Below are 20,054 nucleotides of genomic sequence, written 5' to 3' on the forward strand. Positions count from 1 at the left end.
CTAAGGCCGGAGGACAGCTCAGTCTTCGACCTGGCCCAGTTCGCGCTGGGCGCGACGGTCGCCGGCGCGAGCCGCCGAACGCAACAAATCGTGGCCGATGCGCCGGTCACGGGCATTTCCGCACTCGCGGCACATCAGTTGGCCAAGACGGCTCTGAGCGGCCACCACGCCTTCGCGGGCGGGCTGCTTGAGCAAGCGTCCGGCAAGATGCTTGATATTGGTGCTCTGCCCAAGGCGCGGGCTGTCGAGCAGCCACAAAGCGACCTTCAAGGAAAAACGCTTGGGTGCGGTAACAGTTTGGGGTGTGTCGGTAACAGAAGGTGATACTGAGCGAAACTTCATAAAGCACTGTGGGGCAGAACGGAAGGCGCGCCACTCTACTCTTTTTTTCGTACAGGTAAAGCTGAAAAAACCGTGCACGCCCGTCCTAGAGCAAGCGCTCGGGACAATCCACAGAAGCTGTGGATAACTCAGTGGACAACCCCCCTTGAACAGGCGCAAAGCCCCATGGAACGGGGGCCGCAGTCAAACTGACGATTTTTTCACCAATAAAAAAAAGCGAGATTTTTCATTGACTTAAATTTTGATTACAGGCAAATGGGCGCACTTGCACACCAGTGACAGCAGGGTTACACCCTTGGCCACAAATGTGCACAAGTCCCGATCGACTGGTTATATCGTCGGCGTTTTTTTATTCAACACCGGTTAAACATGTTACTGACCGGGCAAACCCGAGGGCTTTTCAAATCCGCCTCGGCTCGCCACACTGCGCCACCGACAATGCAAACCAGTAGGGCCGATGAAAGGAATTCTGTTATTCGCCGGGCTGCTACTGGCCATCTGCGCGATCTCCCTGGGAATCAATGCCGCGCTCCCCTCTCCGGACGGCGCACTGTTCGCCATTGCTATCTTGCTGTCAGCCGCCTTTACCGCCGTGATCCTGTGCATCGAACTCAGTGACGGAAGGATCAATGACATGCGCGAGCTGATCCACATGATCGAGACCGGCCAGTCCTTGCGACTGACGCTCGCCGCCTACGGACTGGGGTGCGCACTGGCCGCGTCCATGACCGTGCTGGTCTATCGCGAGTTGCTCGGCGGCTGATTGAAGTTTTTTTGCAATCGGCCTTCCCTTCCCTGTTTCAATCCGTTACTATCCGCGGCGTTAGTACCAAGCTGAAAGTCAATTCTGGTCGAACAAGTCCCCTTAACCACATGGGATCGGCCACCTCGATGGTTTCCAGGTATTCCTTGCGACGACACTGCCTTTGAACAAGCAAAGGGTGGCGCGAAGTTCCAATACTCTGACCGAACCAACCTGCAAATTGATCAGGATCTTCACCCCGGGCCCAGAACCTTTGCCCCTGTTGTGTTGCCTGCCCTCCTAAGTACCTACCTGCCAGCCCAAGCGCGCCAAATTTAATAGCGCTTCAAACTGGCTGCTTTGTTCCAGTCGGGTTCTTCGTTTGATCAATGGTGATCAGCGTTACTGGAACGTTTTAACGTTGCACGGTTCTTATCCGTGTCATTTGTAGGAACACCAATAATATGAACGCTCAAATCCACACTCAGGATGCCATTCGCACCCTCACCAACGCTTTTGCCCCAATGAACTGCCTGATCATGGCCGCTCGCAAAGGCTGCTTCAGCTTTACCCTGGTCAACGAACACGGCATCGCTCGTCACAGCGAACGCCTGTACCCCGATCAATACTCCAGCGCAGAACCGCTGCAGGCTGTGATCGATCGTACCCGTCAGGCACTGACTGCCTGATCGACCCGCGTCGCTGAAACCTCAAAAACCCTGTTTGAATAACAGGGTTTTTTATTGCCTGGAATTTGGCCCTGAGCCCGCCGGGCTAAGTACAAATGGATATAAACGTTATAACCGGTTGCAGAAGATGTTTTAAAAACAGTCCTTTACATCGTGAATATGACACTACACTTCAACTCAAGCGGCGTGATCCGCTTACGACGGGCCTGAGATCCGATTCACCGCTGCCAAGCTCCCCTTCTCAGGCTCGTCCACTCTTTGCAAGGACTGAGGCTCGTATGGGTATTGCCGCCAGTGAATTGTGTCGTTATGTGATCAGGCCGACGCTGATGTACCTCGGCCGCCACAGCTCGACAGCCGAATCCCTGCTGCTGGGCATTGCCGCCAGCCAGTCAGAACTGGGCTCGGCGCTGCATGACCGCCGCGGCCATGGCCTCTACAGCATCACCGAACCACGCCACCGCGCCCTCTGGGATAACTACCTGGCGCTGGACCCGGAACGCGCCAGCCTCGTGCGCGGGCTGGCCAGCCAACATGCGTTCCTCAGCGCGCCCCAGTTGGAGCTGACGGTAAACCTGCGCTACGCCACCGCGATCGCCTGGTTGCTGGTGGAACAACATCGTCCTGCCCTGCCCGCACCCGGCGATGTACTGGCCATGGCGCGTATCTGGAAAGAAATATTCCACCCCCAGGGCCGCCTGCGAGATTTCACCCAAGCCTGGCAAACCTGTGTAATGCCAATGAAACAGGCAGCTTGCTGACCGGGCAAATTGCAAGATTCGCCAAAAAACGGCAATTTTGGTCGGATTGTCCTACAAAAACGCTCTATCTCCTGCATTACAGCCTATAGCGCGATGTGAAATTTATTGATACTTTCCGCAGCGGTGATCACACGGAGTTCTAATAATGAAAAAAGTAATGCTCAAGACCACACTTAGCCTCGCCGTTGCCATGGCATCCTCCCAACTGTTCGCCAGCGGCTTTGCCCTCAACGAACAGAGCGTGAGCGGGATGGGTACCGGTTTCGCAGGTCGCTCTTCTTCTGCCGATGATGCGAGCACTGTGTTCGGTAACCCTGCCGGTATGGCACGTCTGGAAGGCCAACAGATCACCGGTGGCGTTGCAGCCATTGATGCCTCCACCGACATCAGCAATGTCAGCGGCCGCTCCGCTGGCAGCAACAAAGGCGATATGGTGCCTTTCACCGCCGTGCCTTTCGGTTTCTACACCAATAAACTCAACGACCAGTGGGCTGTCGGCTTCGGCGTCTATGCGCCGTTCGGCCTGGTGACTGACTACGAAAGCGGCTTCCAGGGCCGTGGCTTTGGCAGCAAGAGCGAAGTGAAAGTCATCACCTTGCAACCGACCGTCAGCTACGCCTTCAACGACCGCGTTTCCGTGGGTTTTGGCCCGACCATCAACCGCATCGCCGGTACCCTGGAATCGGACCTGACGCTGAACCCTCGCGCGCCAGACACCAATATCAAGATCAAGGGTGACGACACCGCGCTGGGCTTCAACATCGGCGTGCTGGTTCAAGCCACCGATACCACCCGTGTCGGCCTGACCTACCACTCCAAGGTCAGCTACAAGCTGGAAGGCCACACCGAAGTCACCGCACCGACCGCGACCTCGCCGTTCCTGCGCAGCAACCGCTATGACGCGTCGCTGAAAATCGACACACCTGAGTCCTACGACCTGTCCGTCACTCAAGACCTGACCGACGCGTGGAAACTCTACGCCGGTGCAACCTGGACACGCTGGAGCCGCCTGAAAGACATCACCGTCAAGAACGAAGGCGTCAGCGGCGCTACCGGCGGCGCGCTTGCCCCGGGCCTGGTCAGCACAATCAAGGAAGACCAGAACTGGCACGACACCTGGGCCTACGCCGTGGCGTACCTCGTACCAGCTCACCAAACAGGTGGTGCTGCGTACCGGCTTGACGTTTGACCAGTCGCCCACCAACAACACGGATCGCTCACCGCGCATCCCGACCGGCGACCGTACTATCTTCAGCCTGGGCCTGGGCTACCAGGTCATGGATAACATGACCATCGACCTGGCCTACTCTTACCTGAAGGAAGAGGACGTCAAGATTTCGCGCTCCAACCAATTGGCCAGCTACAACGCCAAGTATGAAAACAGCGCCAACGGCTTCGGCTTGGGCATGACCTACAAGTTCTAACCGCAGTCGTATAAAAAAGCCCCGCTCTCCTGTGAAGGAGGCGGGGCTTTTGTTTGGCTGGCGATCAGGGTTTGGAAGCCAATGCCTGTTCCACCGCCTTGATCAGCTCCGGACTGTCCGGCTTGGTCAGGCTGGAAAAACTGGCCACAACATTGCCCTGGCGATCTACCACGTACTTGTAGAAGTTCCACTTGGGCGCGGCGTCGGCCTGCTGTGCAAGCACCTTGAACAGGTGCACCGCATCCGGCCCCTTGACCTTCTGCGGCTCGGTCATGGTGAAGGTCACGCCATAGTTCACGTAGCAGACCTTGGCGGTTTCCTCCCCGGTCTTGGCTTCCTGCTTGAAGTCATCGGACGGCACGCCGATCACTTCCAGGCCTTGGCCCTTGTAGCGCTGATATAACGCTTCCAGGCCTTTGAACTGGGGGGCAAAGCCGCAGAAGCTCGCCGTGTTGACGATCACCAAGGGTTTGCCAGCGAATTGCTGGCACAGGTCGATGGATTCCTTGGCCCGCAGCTTGGGCAATTGGCCCTCCAGTAACGGCGGGCAACTGGCGGCCATCGCCACGCTGCCAATAGCCATCAGGACGGGTACAGCGAGCCAGCGCATCTGCATGTCAAAAGTCCTTGAGTCGGTTCAGACCCACAACTTAGCAGATCGCCATGCCCAGTTGCATCAACGCCAGGCCGCCCCATTGCCAGCCCCACCAAGCCAGCAACAACAACCCCAGCCCCACAACCAACAGCATAAGACGCGCTGTCATGCTCATGCCGCCTCCATCTGCGCCTGAATGCGCGCCACCGGCCGCTCACGCACCGGCCAATTCAGCGCGGCGGCGAGCAGGCTGAGTAAAATTGCGACCTGCCAGATCAAATCGTAGCTTCCGGTTCGGTCATAGACCACCCCGCCCAGCCACCCACCGAGGAACGAACCAAGCTGGTGGAACAGGAACACGATCCCGCCGAGCATCGAGAGGTTGCGCACCCCAAACAGGGTCGCGACGGTGCCATTGGTCAGCGGCACCGTGGACAACCACAGGAATCCCATCGCCATGCCAAACAGATACGCCGTGACTTCGGTGACCGGCACCAACAGGAACAACACAACCACCACCGCCCGCAACAGATACAAGCCGGTGAGCAGGCGCGGCTTGGACATGCGGCCACCAAGCCAACCGGCGGTGTAGGGTCCGAACACATTGAACAGCCCTATCAAGGCCAGCACCGTCGTGCCCACCGTGGCCGGCAGATGCTGGTCAACCAGGTAGGCCGGCAAATGCACACCGATGAAAACCACTTGGAAACCGCACACAAAAAAGCCGAAGGACAGCAACCAGAAGCCGGAGTGGGAGCAGGCCTCTTTCAGCGCTTCGCCCAGGGTTTGCTGGCCCACCGTGACCGCCAGCGGCCGGTCCTTGAGCATGGCGACCAGCGGCAGGATCAGAGCCACCATCAAGCCCAGCGCCAGCAGCGCTGCCGACCAGCCGAGCCAACCAATCAAGCCGAGGGTGCCGGGCACCATGGCGAACTGACCAAACGAGCCGGCCGCGCTGGCAATACCCATGGCCATGCTGCGTTTTTCGGGCGCTACGGCGCGGCCAACCACGCCGAGAATCACCGAGAACGAAGTGCCGGACAGGCCAATGCCAATCAGCAAACCTGCGCTCAACGACAATGACCAGGCAGAGTCGGACATGCCCATCAGCACCAGGCCGACGGCGTACAACACCCCGCCCACAAACACGGCCTTGGTCGCGCCGAAGCGGTCGGCCAAGGCCCCGGTAAACGGCTGCGCCAAGCCCCAGATCAAGTTCTGCAAGGCGATGGCAAAGGCAAAGGTTTCACGCCCCCAACCGAATTCGCTGCTCATTGGCGCCAGGAACAGGCCAAAGCCATGCCGTACGCCCAAGGACAACGCCAGGATCAGCGCACTCCCTAAAAGGACCCAACCACTAGTGCGCCACATCGAGGTCATTTCTTATTCTCCGTTCGCGGGTATATACCCGCTTGTAGTCGAACAAACCGCCGTTCAGGCGAGTTCATCCAGCAAGGCCAACAACATTTCGCGCTTTTCGGCGCCGAGCTTATCAATCAGTTTCTGTTGCGCTGCTTCCCACGCCGGCAACGCAGCGGCTAGCCGTTCATGGCCGGCGTCAGTCAACACCACCAGGCGGTTGCGCAAATCGTCACCCTCCACCAACTGCACGAGCCCCTCACCTTCCAGGACGCGCAGGTTGCGCCCCAGCGTGCTGCGATCCAGGCCCATGGCGTCCGCCAGGCTGGAGATGCTCGGTTGATCGAGGCGCTGCAGGTTGCACAACAGAGAATACTGGGCAACGTTGATCCCGAAGCCGTCGAGAGCGCCGTCGTAGTGCCTGCTGACGCCACGAGCGGCACGTCGCAGGTTGGTGCATAAACATTGGGAGGCAAGCATAGAGCGTGTATATACCCGGAGTTAACCAATTGCAAGAAAGCGTTACAACGCCAGCCCGACCAGCACCGCAACTTCAAGCAGCTCCAGCAGTGCACCAGCGGTGTCGCCCGTGGTGCCGCCCAGACGCTTGACCATCAACTGGCGCAGCCACACGAAACACAGGGCCGCCAGCAACACCGCGATGCCGCCGCTGAAACCGCCGATCAGAATGCAGGCCAAGCCGCTGAGGATCAGCACCTGTTGGCCGACAATTCGCGGCAGATGGTCTGACAGTGCCTGGCCCAATCCGCCCGCCCGCACATAGCGCGTGGTGAGAAACAGCGCCAGCATCGAAGCGCGTCCGATCAGGGGCGCCAGGATCAAGGCGGCGCCATTGTGTTGTTCGATCAATGCCACCAGCGCACTGAACTTCAGCAGCAGCACCAGCCCCAGGGTGACCACCGCAATCGGGCCGCTGCGCGGGTCTTTCATGATGCTGAGGGTGCGCTCCCGGTCGCCAAAGCCACCCAGCCAGGCATCGGCGCTGTCGGCCAGGCCGTCCAGGTGCAGGCCACCGCTGAGCAACACCCAGGCTGTGAGCAGCAACGCCGCGTGCAACAGCAACGGGGCGCCCTGTAACACCTGGTTGAGGCCCCATAACAGCACGCCGAACAGCAACCCAACCAACGGATAAAACAGCAACGAACGGCCCAGCTCTTGAGGCTGCGGCATGCCCGGCAAGCGAATGGGCAGGCTGCTGAGAAATTGCAGGGCGATCCAGAACGGCAGCATCGTCAGCGTCCTTCCTTCAACACGCCATCAGCCTCAACCTGCAGGCCGAACAAGGCGCCGTGGCCAACTTCGACATTCAGCAGTTGCTCACGGGGCAACCCTCGCGCCTTGGCCAGCAGCAGGCGCATTACACCACCATGGCTGATCAACAGCACGCGCTGGCCAGCATAGGCCTGATGCAGCCGGGCGACAGCGCCAAGCACGCGCTCGGAAAACTGGATGACAGGCTCGCCTTCCGGCGGCGTGAAGCTATAGGGGTTGGCCCAGAACAAGCCCAGCCCTTCGGCATCGGTGTCCATCAACGCGGCCGCGCTCTGCCCTTCCCAGGCGCCAAAGTGAAGCTCCTGCAGGTCAGGCTCGAGACTCACCGGCACATCGAGCTGTGCCCCCAACGCCTGGGCAAACAGAGCGCAGCGTTGCAACGGTGAGCTGATCAGCCGATCCCACGGCCCTTGCCCCACCACTGCGTCGCGCATCTGCTGCCAGCCGTTGGCGGTCAGCGCATCGTCCAGGCTGCCACGCAGGCCGCCGCCCAGCTCGGTTTCGCCGTGGCGCAGCAAATCCAGGCGCAAGGTCATGCGGGGCGGTCCGCTACGGCGGCTTCGGCGAAGGTCGCCATCTGCCCGTGCAGCGCACACGCCAAGCGCAACAAGGGCACCGCCAACGCCGCGCCGCTGCCTTCGCCCAGGCGCAGGCCCAGTTCCAGCAACGGTTGCGCATCGAGGCTGTGCAGCACATGGCGATGGCCCGGCTCGGCACCCCGATGGCCGAACACCAACCATTCGCGGCACGCCGGGTTCAGGCGCACCGCTACCAGCGCGGCCACGCTGCAGATGAACCCATCCACCAGCACCACGATACCTTCCTGGGCGCAGGCCAGGTAAGCGCCAACCAAGGCAGCAATTTCAAAACCGCCGAGATTGAACAGGGTTTGCAACGCATCGCCGCGCTGACCGGCGTGCAACGCCAAGGCGCGCTCGATGACCGCGACCTTATGGCTGACCCCTGTGGCGTTCAAACCGGTGCCAGGGCCTGTAAGGTCAGTGACCTGGCAATCCAGCAATGCGCAGGCCAAGGCACTGGCGGCAGTGGTATTGCCGATGCCCATCTCACCGCCGATAAAGAGTTGCGCGCCGCTTTCCAGGGCACGGCGTGCGCTGTCTCGTCCAGCTTGCAAGGCCAACTGCCCTTGGGCTTGGGTCATCGCCGGGCCATGCACGAAATTAGCCGTGCCCGCGCCGATATTCAGGTGACGAACGCCGGGCAAATCCAGGGACGGCGTGACCGTGCCGAGGTCGACCACTTCCAATTGCGCTCCCAGTTGCCGCGCCAACACGCTGATCGCCGCGCCACCGGTGACGAAGTTTTGCAGCATCTGCCCGGTGACCTCCTGGGGAAACGCCGACACACCTTCAGCAACCACACCGTGATCGCCGGCAAAAATCGCGATCCACAGGTGATCTACCGTCGGTTTGACCTGGCCCTGCAAACCCGCCAGCTGCACCGCCAGCGCCTCCAACAGGCCGAGGGAGCCGGCTGGCTTGGTCAACTGCTGCTGGCGCGCCAGCGCCTGTTCGTGGGCCGTGGTATCCACCGCCTTGCAGGGGTTGAGCCACCAGGAATCGGTCATAACGCAGTACCTTTCAAAGTCAGGGGCAGGCCGGCAACCGTCAGCACAACGCGCTGACATTGCTCGGCCAAGGCTTGATGCAGCCAACCGGCTTCATCCACATAACGGCGAGTCAATTCGCCCAGCGGCACGACACCCAGGCCGGTCTCGTTGCTGACAAAAATGATTTCCCCCGGCAGCGAGGCCAGGGTTTGCAACAGTTGATCACGCTCGGATGCAAGGCGAGCCGGGTCTTCGAGCATCAGAAGATTGGTGAGCCATAAGGTCAGGCAATCCACCAGCAGGCAGCGATCAGTGGCGGCGTTTTCCTGTAGCACACGCGCCAGGTCGATGGGCTCTTCAACCAGGCCCCAATGGTCGGGGCGACGCTGGCGGTGCAGCGCGACGCGCTCGCTCATCTCACCGTCGAGCGGTTGGCTGGTGGCGATATAAATGACGGCAAGCCCGCTCTCTGCGGCAAGCTTTTCGGCCAGGCGGCTCTTACCCGAACGGGCACCGCCGAGGATCAATTGATACATGCAAAGGCCCCTGGCAAACAATGTGGGAGCGGCTTTGCTCGCCAATAGGGTGTGTCAGTGAATGCACCCATGGCTGATCCATCGCATTCGCGAGCAAGCCCGCTCCCACCGTTAAGGTGTGGTGCGCCAGGTGAACATGAGGCGACCGCCAGGGCGCTATCGCAGGCAAGCCAGCTCCCACAGGAAACCTGATCGGCTTTTGCGCAGGCTTTTGACTTTGATCTCAGGCGCCCCGTTGAACCACGCTGGCCGAACGCAGGCTTGAATCCGTGGGTAACCCGGCAGGACGCCGGGTTAGCCGCACTGGGCCAGGGATGGCCCATTGCGGCGGCCCACGGATTCAAGCCGGAGAGAGGGCACACCGAGCCTAGGCGAGGTGCCGAGTGGTGGGGCGAGGACCTTTTGGTTACTTTTGGGTCCTTCCAAAAGTGACCCGCTGTAAGAGCGGAACCATAAGTGGTCGTTGCCGCAGCAATGGATATGTACACCGTCCCACCGCTATCGCAGGCAAGCCAGCTCCCACAGCTGGACCGTGTGAACACCGTCAGATCCCACATAGCTTGCGCAACAAATCGGTGTCCAAGTGATGCTCCACCAAGTCCGCCAACCGCTCGATATCGCGCTCGCGCAAGCCGTGATAATCCACCTCTTGCACATCCTGCAATCCAGCCCAACGCAGCAACGCACTGCACGCCGCCGGAGTCTCGAACAACCCATGCAGGTAGGTGCCTAGAATTTGCCCATCGGCGCTCTGCGCGCCATCGCTGCGGCCATCGTCCAGCAGCACCGCAGCGTTGGATAAGGCAGCGCCGGAGGTCACCCCCGCATGGATTTCATAACCGCTGACTGCGGCATCTTCAAACACCAGGCGTCCACGCACATTACGCAGTTGTTTCTCTTGTTCCAGGGTGGTGCTGAACGCCAGCAACCCAAGGCCATCACTGGAGCCCGCGAGCCCTTCCAGGCCCAGCGGGTCATGGACCCGCTCGCCGAGCATCTGCAAGCCGCCGCAGATCCCCAGCACCTTGCCGCCATAACGCAGGTGCCGCGCCACGGCGGTGTCCCAGCCATTGGCACGCAGATAGGCCAGGTCACTGCGCACGCTTTTCGAGCCCGGCAGGATGATCAGGTCAGCGGCAGGTATCGCCTGGCCCGGCCCGACAAACTGCAAGTCCACCTGGGGGTGCAAGCGCAGCGGGTCGAAGTCGGTATGGTTGCTGATGCGCGGCAGCACCGGCACCACCACCTTGAGCACCTGGGCAGCCTTGTCGATCTGGCGCTGGTCGATGCCGTCTTCCGCCTCCAGGTGCAGGTCCATCACGTAGGGCAGCACGCCGACCACCGGTTTGCCGGTGCGCGCTTCGAGCCAATCCAGCCCGGGTTGCAGCAACGCGATATCGCCGCGAAAACGGTTGATGATGAAGCCCTTGACCCGCGCCTGCTCACTGGGCGACAGCAGGTCCAGGGTGCCGACCAGATGGGCAAACACGCCGCCGCGATTGATGTCCGCGATCAACAGCACCGGGCAGTCCACCGCTTCGGCGAAGCCCATATTGGCAATGTCATTGGCGCGCAAGTTGATCTCGGCCGGTGAGCCCGCGCCTTCGACCATCACCACCGGGTAGGCCTGGCTCAAACGCGTGTGGGAGGCCAGCACCGCTTGCATCGCAATGGCTTTGTAGTCGTGATAGGCCACTGCATTCATGCTGGTGACAGCACGGCCATGGATGATCACTTGGGAGCCGGTGTCGCTGTTGGGCTTGAGCAATACCGGGTTCATGTCGGTGTGGGGCGCCAGGTTGGCAGCCTGGGCCTGCACCGCCTGGGCGCGGCCGATCTCGCCGCCTTCAGCGGTCACCGCGCTGTTGAGCGCCATGTTCTGCGGCTTGAACGGCGCCACCGCGACGCCTTGGCGTACCAACCAGCGACACAGCGCAGTCACCAGGGTGCTTTTACCGGCGTCGGAGGTGGTGCCCTGCACCATCAACGTGGTCATGTGGCGTCCTTGTAGGCGGCCAGGGCTTCGTCAAGGCGCAGCCAGTCGGCCTCGGTGTCGGGCAGGCCCAAGCGCACGCTGCTGTTGTGCACAAACAGGCGCAGCAGGATGCCGCGCTGGGCCATGAACTCGTACAGCCGTTCAGCGTGGGGGGTTATCAACCACTGGAACAATGCGCAGCCGCCGTGAGGTTGAAGGCCGCGGCGCTCAAGCAACTCGAACAGACGCTGGCCGGCTGCGATGCAACGACTGCGCTGGCGCGCATGCCCGTCGGTATCGCGCAGGCACACTTGGCCCAGCACCCGCGTCGGCCCACTGACGGCCCAGGGTCCGACCTGTTCGGCCAACAGCTTGAGCAACTTGCGCTCGGCCAACACAAAGCCCAGGCGCACGCCGGCCAGGCCGAAGAACTTGCCGAATGAGCGCAGTACGATCAAGCCGACCTGATCGGCATGGCTGGCCAGGCTCAAGTCCGGGGTCACGTCAATGAACGCCTCGTCCACCACCAGCCAGCCACCGCGCTGGGCAAGGCGTGCATGCCAGTCCAGCAGGCGTTGCGGGCTCAGGCTCAAGCCGGTGGGGTTGTTGGGGTTGACCACGACCAGCACGTCGAGGCTGTCGAGAAAGAAGTCGACTTCCTGCTCCTGCACTTCGCGCACCACATAACCGGCGCGGCGCCAGGCTTCGGCGTGCTCGGCGTAACAGGGCGAAAGCACGCCGACCTTGCCGGAACGACGCAGGCGCGGCAGCAGTTGGATCGCCGCCTGGGAGCCCGGCACCGGCAGCAATGGGGCGGCGCCATAGTACTCGCTGGCAGCCTTCTCCAAGCCGTCATCGGTTTCCGGCAAGCGCGCCCAGGCACGCAAGGGAATCTCGGGAATCGGCCACGGCCAGGGCGCCAGGCCGCTGGACAAGTCGAGCCAATCCGCTTCGGCAATGCCGTACTCAATCGCGGCCTTACGCAGCCGACCACCATGTTCAAGCATAGATTTGCGCCCCCACGCACAGGACCAGCAGCCACAGCCATACGCCGCGCTGCACCAGTTGCCAGCCGCGATCAATAGAATCGGCGTCGGCCGGCGGGCCTTCGCCCAATGGCGGGCGCTGATGCACCTCGCCGTGATAAATCGCCGCGCCGCCCAGTTCCACACCCAAGGCACCGGCCCCCGCCGCCATCACTGGGCCGGCGTTGGGGCTGTCCCAGGTCGGGCCCTGGGTGCGCCAGCATTTGAGCGCCAGGCGGGTTTTACCCAATAGCGCGTAGGTTAAAGCCACCAACCGCGCAGGAATATAGTTGAGCACATCATCGATCCTGGCAGCTGCCCAGCCAAAGCGCTCAAAGCGCTCATTGCGATAGCCCCACATGGCGTCCAGGGTGTTGCTCAGACGATAGAGCACCACGCCTGGCACACCGGCCACCACAAACCAGAACAACGCGGCGAAAACCGCATCGCTGCCGTTCTCCAGCACCGATTCGGTGGCTGCGCGGGCGACTTCCGTATGGTCCAGTTCGCTGGTCTGGCGGCTGACCAGGTAACTCACTCGCGTGCGCGCTTCGTCCAGGTCATCACGGCGCAGGGCCTGGGCCACTGGCATCACGTGCTCGCCCAGGCTGCGCATGCCCAGGGCGCAGTACAGCGCCAGGATCTCCAGCAGCCAGCCGATATAAGGCGCCCACGACAACGCCGTGGCCAGCAGGGTCAACGGCACCACCGCGATAAACCATGCGGTCACGCCATGGCTGCGCCAGCCACGCCCACCGGTATTGAAGCGTTGCTCGATGCGCCCGGCGAAATTGCCGAACGCCACCAGCGGATGCCAGCGCCTGGGCTCACCCAGCAGCGCATCCAGCGCCACCGCAGCGACACACAGCAAGGCCACACTCATTGACTCACTCCCCACTTGTTTTCATACAGCATGTCACTTAGCGGTCGCGGCTCGGCCCAGCCTTCAAGCTGCAACATCGGTGCCGGGTAAAATTCGCTCACCGGCCCCAGGCACAACACTGCCAGGGGTTTTGCCCCAGGCGGCAGGCCCAGCAGTGCGGCCAGGGCCTGGGGGTCGAACAGCGAAACCCAGCCCATGCCCAACCCTTCCACGCGCGCCGCCAGCCACAGGTTCTGAATCGCGCAGGAGAGCGAGGCCATGTCCATTTCCGGCAAGGTGCGGCGCCCGAAGATGTGGCGCTCGCGATCGTCCATCAAGGCGGCGACCAATACCTCGGCACAATCGTTGATGCCTTCGACCTTGAGTTTCATGAACGCATCGGAGCGCTCGCCCAATGCTTCGGCTGTGCGTACGCGCTCTTCTTCCACCAACTGTTGAATCTGGCTGCGCAACGAGCGGTCGCTGATGCGGATAAAACGCCACGGCTGCATCAGGCCGACGCTGGGCGCCTGGTGCGCAGCGTGGAGCAGGCGCTGCAGCAGTTCAGGCGCGACACTGCCACCGCTGAAGTGGCGCATGTCGCGGCGTTCGGCGATGGCGCGGTAGACGGCCTGGCGGTCGGCCTCGGGGAAGGCGTTGTCGGTCATGGCCTCATCGGGGGCAAGCCCCCTCCCACATTTGGAATGCATTCCCCTGTGGGAGCTGGCTTGCCTGCGATAGCGGCCTGGAGGTCTGGCGCGAACAACGCGGCCACCGCGCCAGGATTCGACGGAAAATAAAAGTGCACATAGGACGCGGTCATGCGCCCCTGCCGATAGACCGCTTCGGCACCGCGCCCGCCGTTAGGGCTGAGGCCACGGGCAATTGGCTCCCACGTGGTGTTGGTCAAGGAGTGGTGATAGGTATGCCCACGCAGGGTCCCCTCCGGCAGCTCAACGCTTTGAAGAGCCAGGGCCGCGAGTTTCTTCTGCATCACCGCATCGCCTTGCAACAAGCCAACCAGTTCGGCGCGCCTACCCTCCACATCGGTCAAGGAGTCGAGCAAATAGAGCATGCCGCCACATTCAGCGAGCAGCGGCTTGCCAGCGGCGTGATGAGCACGAATGGCGTCCAGCATCGAGGTATTGGCCGACAATGCCTGGTGGTGCAGTTCCGGATACCCGCCGGGCAAATAGAGGCTGTCCGCTTCAGGCAATTGGCGATCATGGATCGGTGAGAAGAACTTCAGCTCCGCACCCATCGCCCGCAACAGATCCAGGCTGGCGCCGTAGGTGAAGGCAAAGGCTTCGTCACGGGCCACGGCAATACGCACACCGGCCAGCAAGGGTTCGGCTTCGATCACGTGTGGCGCGGCAAAGGTCACCGGCGGCGGCAGGGCCACTTCGCAACTGCTGCCCAACGCCTGGGCGGCGGCGTCGAGGCGCACGTCGAGGTCATTCAGTTCGCTGGCTTGCACCAGGCCCAGGTGGCGGCTGGGCAGTTCGATGCCGGTCTCGCGGGACAATGCACCGTACCAACGCAAGCCCTCGGTGAGGCTGCCTTCGAGCAATTGCGCATGGCGCAGAGTGCCAACACGGTTGGCTAGCACGCCCGCAAACGGCAGGTCGGGTTGATAGCGCGCCAGCCCCAGGGCCAGGGCGCCGAACGTCTGGGCCATGGCGGTGCCATCGATCACGCCCAGCACCGGTACACCGAAGTGCCGCGCCAGGTCAGCGCTGGAAGGCGTGCCGTCGAACAGGCCCATCACGCCTTCGATGAGGATCAGGTCAGCCTCCGCCGCTGCCTCCCAGAGCAGGCGGCGGCTTTCCTGCTCGCCCACCATCCACATGTCCAACTGGTACACCGGCGCGCCACTGGCACGCTCGTGGATCATCGGGTCGAGAAAGTCCGGCCCGCATTTGAACACGCGCACCTTGCGTCCCAGGTTGCGGTGCAAACGCGCCAGCGCGGCGGTGACCGTGGTTTTGCCCTGGCCGGACGCCGGAGCGGCGATCAATACGGCCGGGCAATGACGGGGCTGATTCAAAGTTCGACGCCTTTCTGTGCCTTGATACCGGCCTGGAACGCGTGCTTGAGCATGCCCATTTCGGTGACGGTGTCGCCCATTTCGATCAGCTCAGGCTTGGCGCCACGGCCGGTGACCACCACATGCTGCATGGGCGGGCGAGCTTGCAGGTCGCTGAGTACCTGGTCCAGGTCAAGGTAACCGTGCTTGAGGGCGATGTTCAGTTCGTCCAGCACCACCAAGCCGATGGAGGGGTCATTCAACATGGCCCGGGACACCGCCCAAGCCGCTTCGGCAGCGGCGATATCGCGCTGGCGATCCTGGGTTTCCCAGGTGAAGCCTTCGCCCATCACATGAAACCGTACCTGCTCGGGGAAGCGGCGGAAGAACAATTCTTCGCCAGTGCTGTTACGCCCCTTGATGAACTGCACCACACCGCATTGCATGCCATGGCCCATGGCCCGGGCCAACATGCCGAACGCCGAACTGCTCTTGCCTTTGCCGTTGCCGGTCAGCACCAGCAGCAGGCCGCACTCGTTGGGGGAATTGGCGATGCGCTCGTCAATCACGGCTTTTTTGCGCAGCATGCGCGCCAGGTGGCGCTCGTCGCGGTCGGGGGAATCAGTCATGGCAGCTCTCCGTTGGGGCTGGACAAAAACGGCGGGCAGGAAAAAGAAAAACAGACAGCCAAGCATCGCCCACCGTGATGCTGTTGGATGATCCAGGCCGGTCTCCGGGCTCATGAGTGGCGCTTTTGATATAAAGCAGCCGAGGATGCGCCTTCCCATATCGCACGCGATACAGTGGCAAACAGCACCGTCTTGACTCATTTACCGTTGCGGGGGCAGCGCCGGAATCGCGGCTGCACTGTGTACAAGTGCGCTCACTCACCGGCTTCCCTGTTTCACTCTGTCGACGCGCACGCCACAGAGCACCTGGAACAAGCCGCGAAGGTTAGTGGGTTGGGGGTGGAGCGTCAATTAAAGCTGGCCTTGGACTTGAACCATCTGCCGTTCGTGCTTCTCTACCCCTACAGGTATCAAGGAGAAAACCATGCCTAAGACCCGCCTCGCCCTACTGATCATGCTCGCCGGCAGCCTCGCTGCGTGCGGCGAAAGCTCGACCCTGCAGGTCGCCGATGGCACCGGGCCCTCGCCCAAGCTGCCGGAGCCAAACAAGACGCTGATCCCCACCGTCAATATCGCCCCGGCCATCGGCTGGCCCGAAGGCGCCAAGCCCGTCGCTGCCGTCGGTACCCAAGTGGCCGCGTTCGCCGCAGGTCTGGATCATCCGCGCTGGCTCTACGTGCTGCCCAACGGCGACGTGCTGGTGGCCGAGACCAATGCACCGCCCAAGCCGGACGATGCCAAAGGCCTGCGCGGCTGGGTGATGGAAAAAGTCATGGATCGCGCTGGCGCCGGGGTGCCGAGCCCGAACCGCATAACCTTGCTGCGCGATGCCGACCATGACGGTGTGGCAGAAACTCGCACGGTGTTCCTGGAAAACCTCAATTCGCCCTTTGGCATGACCTTGGTGGGCAACGACCTGTATGTGGCCGATTCGGATAAGTTGCTGCGCTTCCCCTATCAGCCCGGTGAAACCGCAATCACCTCCCCAGGCACCAAGGTGGTGGATTTACCCGGTGGCCCTTTGAACCACCACTGGACCAAAAACGTGGTGGCCAGCCAGGACGGCAGCAAGCTGTACGTGAGCGTCGGCTCCAACAGCAACGTCGGCGAAAACGGCCTGGAAGCCGAACAGGGTCGCGCCGCCATTTGGGAAGTCGACCGCGCCAGCGGCCAACACCGCATTTTTGCCTCCGGCCTGCGCAACCCCAACGGCATGGCGTGGGAACCACAGAGCGGCAAGCTGTGGACGGCGGTCAACGAGCGCGATGAAATCGGCAGTGATCTGGTGCCGGATTACATCACCTCGGTCAAGGATGGCGGCTTCTATGGCTGGCCTTTCAGCTATTACGGCCAGCATGTGGATGTGCGTGTGACCCCGCAGAACCTGGACATGGTCGCCAAGGCCATCGCTCCCGACTATGCGGTAGGCCCTCATACTGCGTCGCTGGGGCTGACCTTCGCCGAGGGCAGCAAACTCCCCGCCCCCTTCAGTAATGGCGCATTTATCGGCCAGCATGGCTCCTGGAACCGCAAGCCGCATAGTGGCTACAAGGTAATTTTCGTCCCCTTCGAAGGGGGACAGCCGAAAGGGCAACCGGTGGACGTGCTGACGGGGTTTCTTGATAGCAATGAGAAAGCTATGGGCCGGCCGGTTGGCGTGGTGATAGATCAGCAGGGGGATTTGCTGGTGGCCGATGATGTGGGTAATAAGGTTTGGCGGGTGTCGGCGGCCAAATAATCCATTTGAACAGCGCCACAAAAACAATGTGGGAGCGGGCTTGCTCGCGAAGGCGGAGTATCAGTCAATAAATTTTCTGACTGAACCACCGCTTTCGCGAGCAAGCCCGCTCCCACATAGGGTGCTGTATTCGGCTAGGGGTTACGCGCCAGGTTCCCCGGGAGTACTCGCTTGGCACTCAGGTAGGCATTCTGCCAATACGCTTTGGATAGCGTATCCAGCTTCACCGTACCGCCGGTTTGCGGCGCGTGTACGAAGCGGCCCTCCCCCACATAGATACCCGCATGGCTGACCCGCGAACCACCACCGGTGGCGAAGAACAGCAGGTCGCCGGTTTGCAGGTTTTGTTCGCTGACGTCCTGGCCACGCATCACGATCAATTCACGGGTGGTGCGCGGCAATGAGATGCCAGCAGCGTCGCGGAATACAAAGCCGATCAGGCCGCTGCAATCAAACCCCGAGTCTGGTGTGTTGCCGCCCCAGCGGTAAGGCGTGCCGACCAGGCCCAGCGCACGAAAGAGCACGTCTTCGGCAGCAGGCGAGAAATTCTGGGTGGCATAGTTGAACACCGGCTTAGGCTTGACCGCGACGGGCGCGGGCGGCGGTGTACGACTGGCGCAGGCGCTGAGCAGCGCGGCGCAAACAATAAGCATCAGGCGGGCCGAGGTCGACATGTGCAGAACAATCCTGGTCTGGATGCGGCTTTCGCTGCCGAACGTTGAAAACCAGAACGCGCAAGCAAAGCTCGCGCGAACGGATGACAACAATGTCCAGGGATTCTAGCGCTTACACGTCAAACTTCAAGTATCACTTTAACTTTACTTACTAGCGGTAACCGTGGTCGGGGCCATGGCGAGTGCGCGCTTGGCTTCGATGAAGGTTTTGCTCCAGTAGCTGTCACCCAGGTTATCGACCCGAACACCCCCACTGCGGCGGCTGCTGGAGTGGATAAACTGGTTATCACCCAGGTAGATACCGGCGTGGCTGACACGACCGCGGCCACTGGTACTAAAGAAAAGCAGATCACCGGGCTTGAGGTTGTTTCGTGCGACCAACGGTGCATTCACGTTGATCATCTCGCGTGTAGAGCGCGGCAGATTCATGCCGGCTTCTTCACGAAACAGGTAGCCAATGAAACCACTGCAATCAAAACCGGCTTCCGAGGTGCCGCCGAAACGGTAACGGGTACCGATCAAGGACATGCCGCGCTCAAGGATGCTGTCGGCCAGAAGAGGCAGTTGGTAAGGCTTGCTGTCAGAGAACTCGGCGAGTTCTTTTTCGGTTGCCACCTCTTCTTCATAAACAGAAGCAGACTGTGCAGCAACGAACTTTGCCTGATTTTGAACCTGTGGTTTTTGCTGTTCTGCCACCTGCTGAGGGTGGGAGGCGCAACCAAACAACAGGGTAACGAGTGCGAGAGGCACGAGGGGTGCGAAGCGATTTAGCATGGGCACGACCGTGGCTGATGTGTAAAGAAGCCGAGACTATGCCCTCTATCACATCGATTTGCAAATTCAATCGCGATCTATGTGACTTATCGTTTCGACTATGCCATCTAAGCCGTGATTCCATTTATCGCTGCAGTTGCGTAGCCCTTCGGGCTCAAACGCAGGTTTTCTGACGCCTTGAAAATGCCGACACAAGGGAAATCAAGACCTTACCAGCCCAAGGTTTCTTTCAGGAAAGGGATCGTCAATTTTCTTTGCGCCTGCAGGGAAGCCTGGTCGAGTTGCTCAAGCAAATCGAACAGCGCGCTCATGCTGCGGGTGCCACGGGTGAGGATAAAGTGCCCGACCTCGTCGGTCAGGTGCAGGCCACGACGGGAAGCGCGCAGTTGCAGCGCACGCAGCTTGTCCTCATCGGATAACGGGCGCATCTGGAAGATCAACGCCAGGGTCAGGCGCGACTTGAGGTCAGCCAGCTTCACCGGCAGTTCACGCGGCGAGGTGGATGCAGCGATCAGCAAGCGCCGACCGCTGTCGCGCAGCCGGTTGAACAGATGAAACAGCGCCTCTTCCCACTCCGCCTTGCCGGCCACTGCCTGCAGGTCGTCGAGACACACCAGTTCATATTGCTCAAGGTTATCGAAGATGCCGACCCCGCGGTCCATCAACTCGGCCAAGGGCAGGTAGACCGCCGGCTCGCCCGTCTGCTCGAAACGCAGGCACGCGGCCTGCAGCAGGTGGGTACGCCCCACGCCATGCTTGCCCCACAGATAGATCAGGCTTTCAGTCCACCCGGCGTCGGCTTCGCAAAGCCGCTCCACATAGCCGAGTGCAGCGGCATTGGCGCCTGGGTAGTAGTTGATAAAGGTAGCGTCATCACGCAGACGCACACCTAGGGGCAGCTGAATCGGTTTCATGCTGACTGAACGGCTCCCATCGAACCGTTAGTGGCCTCTATGTAAAGTTTGCAAAGTTTATACCCGTGACGCCGGGCGCACAATGCAGCAGACCACAAGCAAAATCAAAGGTTTGCGTTAACCCGG

At 61.3% G+C, this 20,054-nt stretch carries 21 protein-coding genes, 1 pseudogene and 1 riboswitch; of the genes and pseudogenes, 5 read left to right on the forward strand and 17 right to left on the reverse strand.

From position 1 onward, the window contains the following. Positions 1-18: 18 nt before the first annotated feature. Positions 19-342 (reverse strand): hypothetical protein, encoded by a 324-nt coding sequence (locus tag CER19_RS15095; RefSeq protein WP_034128342.1) that lies wholly within the window; start codon positions 340-342, stop codon positions 19-21. A gap of 457 nt (positions 343-799) precedes the next feature. Between CER19_RS15095 and CER19_RS15100 the strand changes: the two genes are divergently transcribed. The 4 genes and pseudogenes from CER19_RS15100 (at position 800) to CER19_RS15120 (ending at position 3,958) form a co-directional block, all read left to right on the forward strand. Continuing rightward, the gene (locus CER19_RS15100) at positions 800-1,105 is read left to right on the forward strand and encodes a hypothetical protein (RefSeq protein ID WP_116666985.1); all 306 of its coding nucleotides are present in this window, start codon (positions 800-802) and stop codon (positions 1,103-1,105) included. 443 nt (positions 1,106-1,548) lie between these two features. After that, entirely contained in the window at positions 1,549-1,773 is a 225-nt protein-coding gene (locus CER19_RS15110; RefSeq protein ID WP_003193022.1) for a hypothetical protein, read from the forward strand. Between the two features lie 278 nt (positions 1,774-2,051). Further along, positions 2,052-2,534, forward strand: coding sequence for a hypothetical protein (locus tag CER19_RS15115; RefSeq protein ID WP_116666986.1), 483 nt, complete (start codon positions 2,052-2,054; stop codon positions 2,532-2,534). A gap of 145 nt (positions 2,535-2,679) precedes the next feature. Then, a pseudogene (locus CER19_RS15120) lies at positions 2,680-3,958 on the forward strand (OmpP1/FadL family transporter). 64 nt (positions 3,959-4,022) lie between these two features. Here CER19_RS15120 and CER19_RS15125 read toward each other — a convergent pair. From CER19_RS15125 to cobO, 13 genes are all read right to left on the reverse strand, one after another. Then, positions 4,023-4,574 carry a glutathione peroxidase gene (locus CER19_RS15125; RefSeq protein ID WP_034136127.1) on the reverse strand — a complete coding sequence of 184 codons (552 nt, stop codon included), beginning with the start codon at positions 4,572-4,574 and terminating at the stop codon, positions 4,023-4,025. A gap of 150 nt (positions 4,575-4,724) precedes the next feature. Then, positions 4,725-5,933, reverse strand: a complete 1,209-nt coding sequence (locus CER19_RS15130) for an MFS transporter (RefSeq protein WP_116666987.1) — start codon at positions 5,931-5,933, stop codon at positions 4,725-4,727. 54 nt (positions 5,934-5,987) lie between these two features. Beyond that, on the reverse strand, positions 5,988-6,392 hold the full coding sequence (locus CER19_RS15135; protein ID WP_003193031.1) for a MarR family winged helix-turn-helix transcriptional regulator: 405 nt from the start codon (positions 6,390-6,392) through the stop codon (positions 5,988-5,990). A 42-nt stretch (positions 6,393-6,434) separates the two neighbouring features. Then, positions 6,435-7,163: an adenosylcobinamide-GDP ribazoletransferase gene (locus tag CER19_RS15140; protein ID WP_073527131.1), complete on the reverse strand. Its 729-nt coding sequence runs from the start codon at positions 7,161-7,163 to the stop codon at positions 6,435-6,437. A 2-nt stretch (positions 7,164-7,165) separates the two neighbouring features. Next, positions 7,166-7,741 carry an alpha-ribazole phosphatase family protein gene (gene cobC, locus CER19_RS15145; RefSeq protein ID WP_116666988.1) on the reverse strand — a complete coding sequence of 192 codons (576 nt, stop codon included), beginning with the start codon at positions 7,739-7,741 and terminating at the stop codon, positions 7,166-7,168. Further along, positions 7,738-8,793, reverse strand: coding sequence for a nicotinate-nucleotide--dimethylbenzimidazole phosphoribosyltransferase (gene cobT, locus CER19_RS15150; protein ID WP_116666989.1), 1,056 nt, complete (start codon positions 8,791-8,793; stop codon positions 7,738-7,740). The genes cobC and cobT overlap by 4 nt, the downstream gene beginning before the upstream one ends. Then, positions 8,790-9,311: a bifunctional adenosylcobinamide kinase/adenosylcobinamide-phosphate guanylyltransferase gene (cobU, locus tag CER19_RS15155; RefSeq protein WP_019818435.1), complete on the reverse strand. Its 522-nt coding sequence runs from the start codon at positions 9,309-9,311 to the stop codon at positions 8,790-8,792. The genes cobT and cobU overlap by 4 nt, the downstream gene beginning before the upstream one ends. A gap of 544 nt (positions 9,312-9,855) precedes the next feature. Beyond that, positions 9,856-11,307: a cobyric acid synthase gene (locus tag CER19_RS15160; RefSeq protein WP_116666990.1), complete on the reverse strand. Its 1,452-nt coding sequence runs from the start codon at positions 11,305-11,307 to the stop codon at positions 9,856-9,858. Then, positions 11,304-12,293: a threonine-phosphate decarboxylase CobD gene (cobD, locus tag CER19_RS15165; RefSeq protein ID WP_116666991.1), complete on the reverse strand. Its 990-nt coding sequence runs from the start codon at positions 12,291-12,293 to the stop codon at positions 11,304-11,306. The genes CER19_RS15160 and cobD overlap by 4 nt, the downstream gene beginning before the upstream one ends. Then, positions 12,286-13,194 (reverse strand): adenosylcobinamide-phosphate synthase CbiB, encoded by a 909-nt coding sequence (gene cbiB, locus CER19_RS15170; protein WP_116666992.1) that lies wholly within the window; start codon positions 13,192-13,194, stop codon positions 12,286-12,288. Before cbiB ends, cobD begins: the two co-directional genes overlap by 8 nt. Further along, positions 13,191-13,841 (reverse strand): 5,6-dimethylbenzimidazole synthase, encoded by a 651-nt coding sequence (gene bluB / locus CER19_RS15175; RefSeq protein ID WP_116666993.1) that lies wholly within the window; start codon positions 13,839-13,841, stop codon positions 13,191-13,193. The genes cbiB and bluB overlap by 4 nt, the downstream gene beginning before the upstream one ends. Next, the gene (locus tag CER19_RS15180) at positions 13,838-15,220 is read right to left on the reverse strand and encodes a cobyrinate a,c-diamide synthase (RefSeq protein ID WP_116666994.1); all 1,383 of its coding nucleotides are present in this window, start codon (positions 15,218-15,220) and stop codon (positions 13,838-13,840) included. Before CER19_RS15180 ends, bluB begins: the two co-directional genes overlap by 4 nt. Beyond that, positions 15,217-15,828 carry a cob(I)yrinic acid a,c-diamide adenosyltransferase gene (gene cobO / locus CER19_RS15185; RefSeq protein ID WP_005790169.1) on the reverse strand — a complete coding sequence of 204 codons (612 nt, stop codon included), beginning with the start codon at positions 15,826-15,828 and terminating at the stop codon, positions 15,217-15,219. The genes CER19_RS15180 and cobO overlap by 4 nt, the downstream gene beginning before the upstream one ends. Before the next feature lie 77 nt (positions 15,829-15,905). Further along, a riboswitch (cobalamin riboswitch) is annotated at positions 15,906-16,153 on the reverse strand. Between the two features lie 99 nt (positions 16,154-16,252). Here cobO and CER19_RS15190 point away from each other — a divergent pair. Beyond that, positions 16,253-17,566, forward strand: a complete 1,314-nt coding sequence (locus tag CER19_RS15190; RefSeq protein ID WP_116666995.1) for a sorbosone dehydrogenase family protein — start codon at positions 16,253-16,255, stop codon at positions 17,564-17,566. 134 nt (positions 17,567-17,700) lie between these two features. Here CER19_RS15190 and CER19_RS15195 read toward each other — a convergent pair whose 3' ends face one another. The 3 genes from CER19_RS15195 to hda all read right to left on the reverse strand — a co-directional run bounded on the left by CER19_RS15195 (position 17,701) and on the right by hda (position 19,928). Next, a complete protein-coding gene (locus tag CER19_RS15195) occupies positions 17,701-18,240 on the reverse strand; it encodes a C40 family peptidase (RefSeq protein WP_116666996.1) in 540 nt (179 codons plus the stop codon). A gap of 144 nt (positions 18,241-18,384) precedes the next feature. Continuing rightward, on the reverse strand, positions 18,385-19,014 hold the full coding sequence (locus CER19_RS15200; RefSeq protein ID WP_003193051.1) for a C40 family peptidase: 630 nt from the start codon (positions 19,012-19,014) through the stop codon (positions 18,385-18,387). Positions 19,015-19,223: 209 nt separating this feature from the next. Next, positions 19,224-19,928, reverse strand: a complete 705-nt coding sequence (gene hda, locus CER19_RS15205; protein WP_116666997.1) for a DnaA regulatory inactivator Hda — start codon at positions 19,926-19,928, stop codon at positions 19,224-19,226. Positions 19,929-20,054: the final 126 nt, after the last annotated feature.

It is taken from the genome of Pseudomonas sp. GL93, assembly GCF_003408955.1.
GTDB lineage: Bacteria > Pseudomonadota > Gammaproteobacteria > Pseudomonadales > Pseudomonadaceae > Aquipseudomonas > Aquipseudomonas paracarnis.

Excerpts from the sequence above, each read along its gene's own strand:
- CER19_RS15200 (WP_003193051.1), bottom strand. The coding sequence starts at position 19,014 with ATGCTAAATCGCTTCGCACCCCTCGTGCCTCTCGCACTCGTTACCCTG.
- cbiB (WP_116666992.1), bottom strand. The coding sequence starts at position 13,194 with ATGAGTGTGGCCTTGCTGTGTGTCGCTGCGGTGGCGCTGGATGCGCTG.
- CER19_RS15100 (WP_116666985.1), top strand. The coding sequence starts at position 800 with ATGAAAGGAATTCTGTTATTCGCCGGGCTGCTACTGGCCATCTGCGCG.
- CER19_RS15190 (WP_116666995.1), top strand. The coding sequence starts at position 16,253 with ATGCCTAAGACCCGCCTCGCCCTACTGATCATGCTCGCCGGCAGCCTC.
- CER19_RS15130 (WP_116666987.1), bottom strand. The coding sequence starts at position 5,933 with ATGACCTCGATGTGGCGCACTAGTGGTTGGGTCCTTTTAGGGAGTGCG.
- cobD (WP_116666991.1), bottom strand. The coding sequence starts at position 12,293 with ATGCTTGAACATGGTGGTCGGCTGCGTAAGGCCGCGATTGAGTACGGC.
- CER19_RS15125 (WP_034136127.1), bottom strand. The coding sequence starts at position 4,574 with ATGCAGATGCGCTGGCTCGCTGTACCCGTCCTGATGGCTATTGGCAGC.
- CER19_RS15095 (WP_034128342.1), bottom strand. The coding sequence starts at position 342 with ATGAAGTTTCGCTCAGTATCACCTTCTGTTACCGACACACCCCAAACT.
- CER19_RS15115 (WP_116666986.1), top strand. The coding sequence starts at position 2,052 with ATGGGTATTGCCGCCAGTGAATTGTGTCGTTATGTGATCAGGCCGACG.
- bluB (WP_116666993.1), bottom strand. The coding sequence starts at position 13,841 with ATGACCGACAACGCCTTCCCCGAGGCCGACCGCCAGGCCGTCTACCGC.
- hda (WP_116666997.1), bottom strand. The coding sequence starts at position 19,928 with ATGAAACCGATTCAGCTGCCCCTAGGTGTGCGTCTGCGTGATGACGCT.
- CER19_RS15110 (WP_003193022.1), top strand. The coding sequence starts at position 1,549 with ATGAACGCTCAAATCCACACTCAGGATGCCATTCGCACCCTCACCAAC.
- cobT (WP_116666989.1), bottom strand. The coding sequence starts at position 8,793 with ATGACCGATTCCTGGTGGCTCAACCCCTGCAAGGCGGTGGATACCACG.
- cobU (WP_019818435.1), bottom strand. The coding sequence starts at position 9,311 with ATGTATCAATTGATCCTCGGCGGTGCCCGTTCGGGTAAGAGCCGCCTG.
- cobO (WP_005790169.1), bottom strand. The coding sequence starts at position 15,828 with ATGACTGATTCCCCCGACCGCGACGAGCGCCACCTGGCGCGCATGCTG.
- CER19_RS15160 (WP_116666990.1), bottom strand. The coding sequence starts at position 11,307 with ATGACCACGTTGATGGTGCAGGGCACCACCTCCGACGCCGGTAAAAGC.
- CER19_RS15195 (WP_116666996.1), bottom strand. The coding sequence starts at position 18,240 with ATGTCGACCTCGGCCCGCCTGATGCTTATTGTTTGCGCCGCGCTGCTC.
- CER19_RS15135 (WP_003193031.1), bottom strand. The coding sequence starts at position 6,392 with ATGCTTGCCTCCCAATGTTTATGCACCAACCTGCGACGTGCCGCTCGT.
- CER19_RS15140 (WP_073527131.1), bottom strand. The coding sequence starts at position 7,163 with ATGCTGCCGTTCTGGATCGCCCTGCAATTTCTCAGCAGCCTGCCCATT.
- cobC (WP_116666988.1), bottom strand. The coding sequence starts at position 7,741 with ATGACCTTGCGCCTGGATTTGCTGCGCCACGGCGAAACCGAGCTGGGC.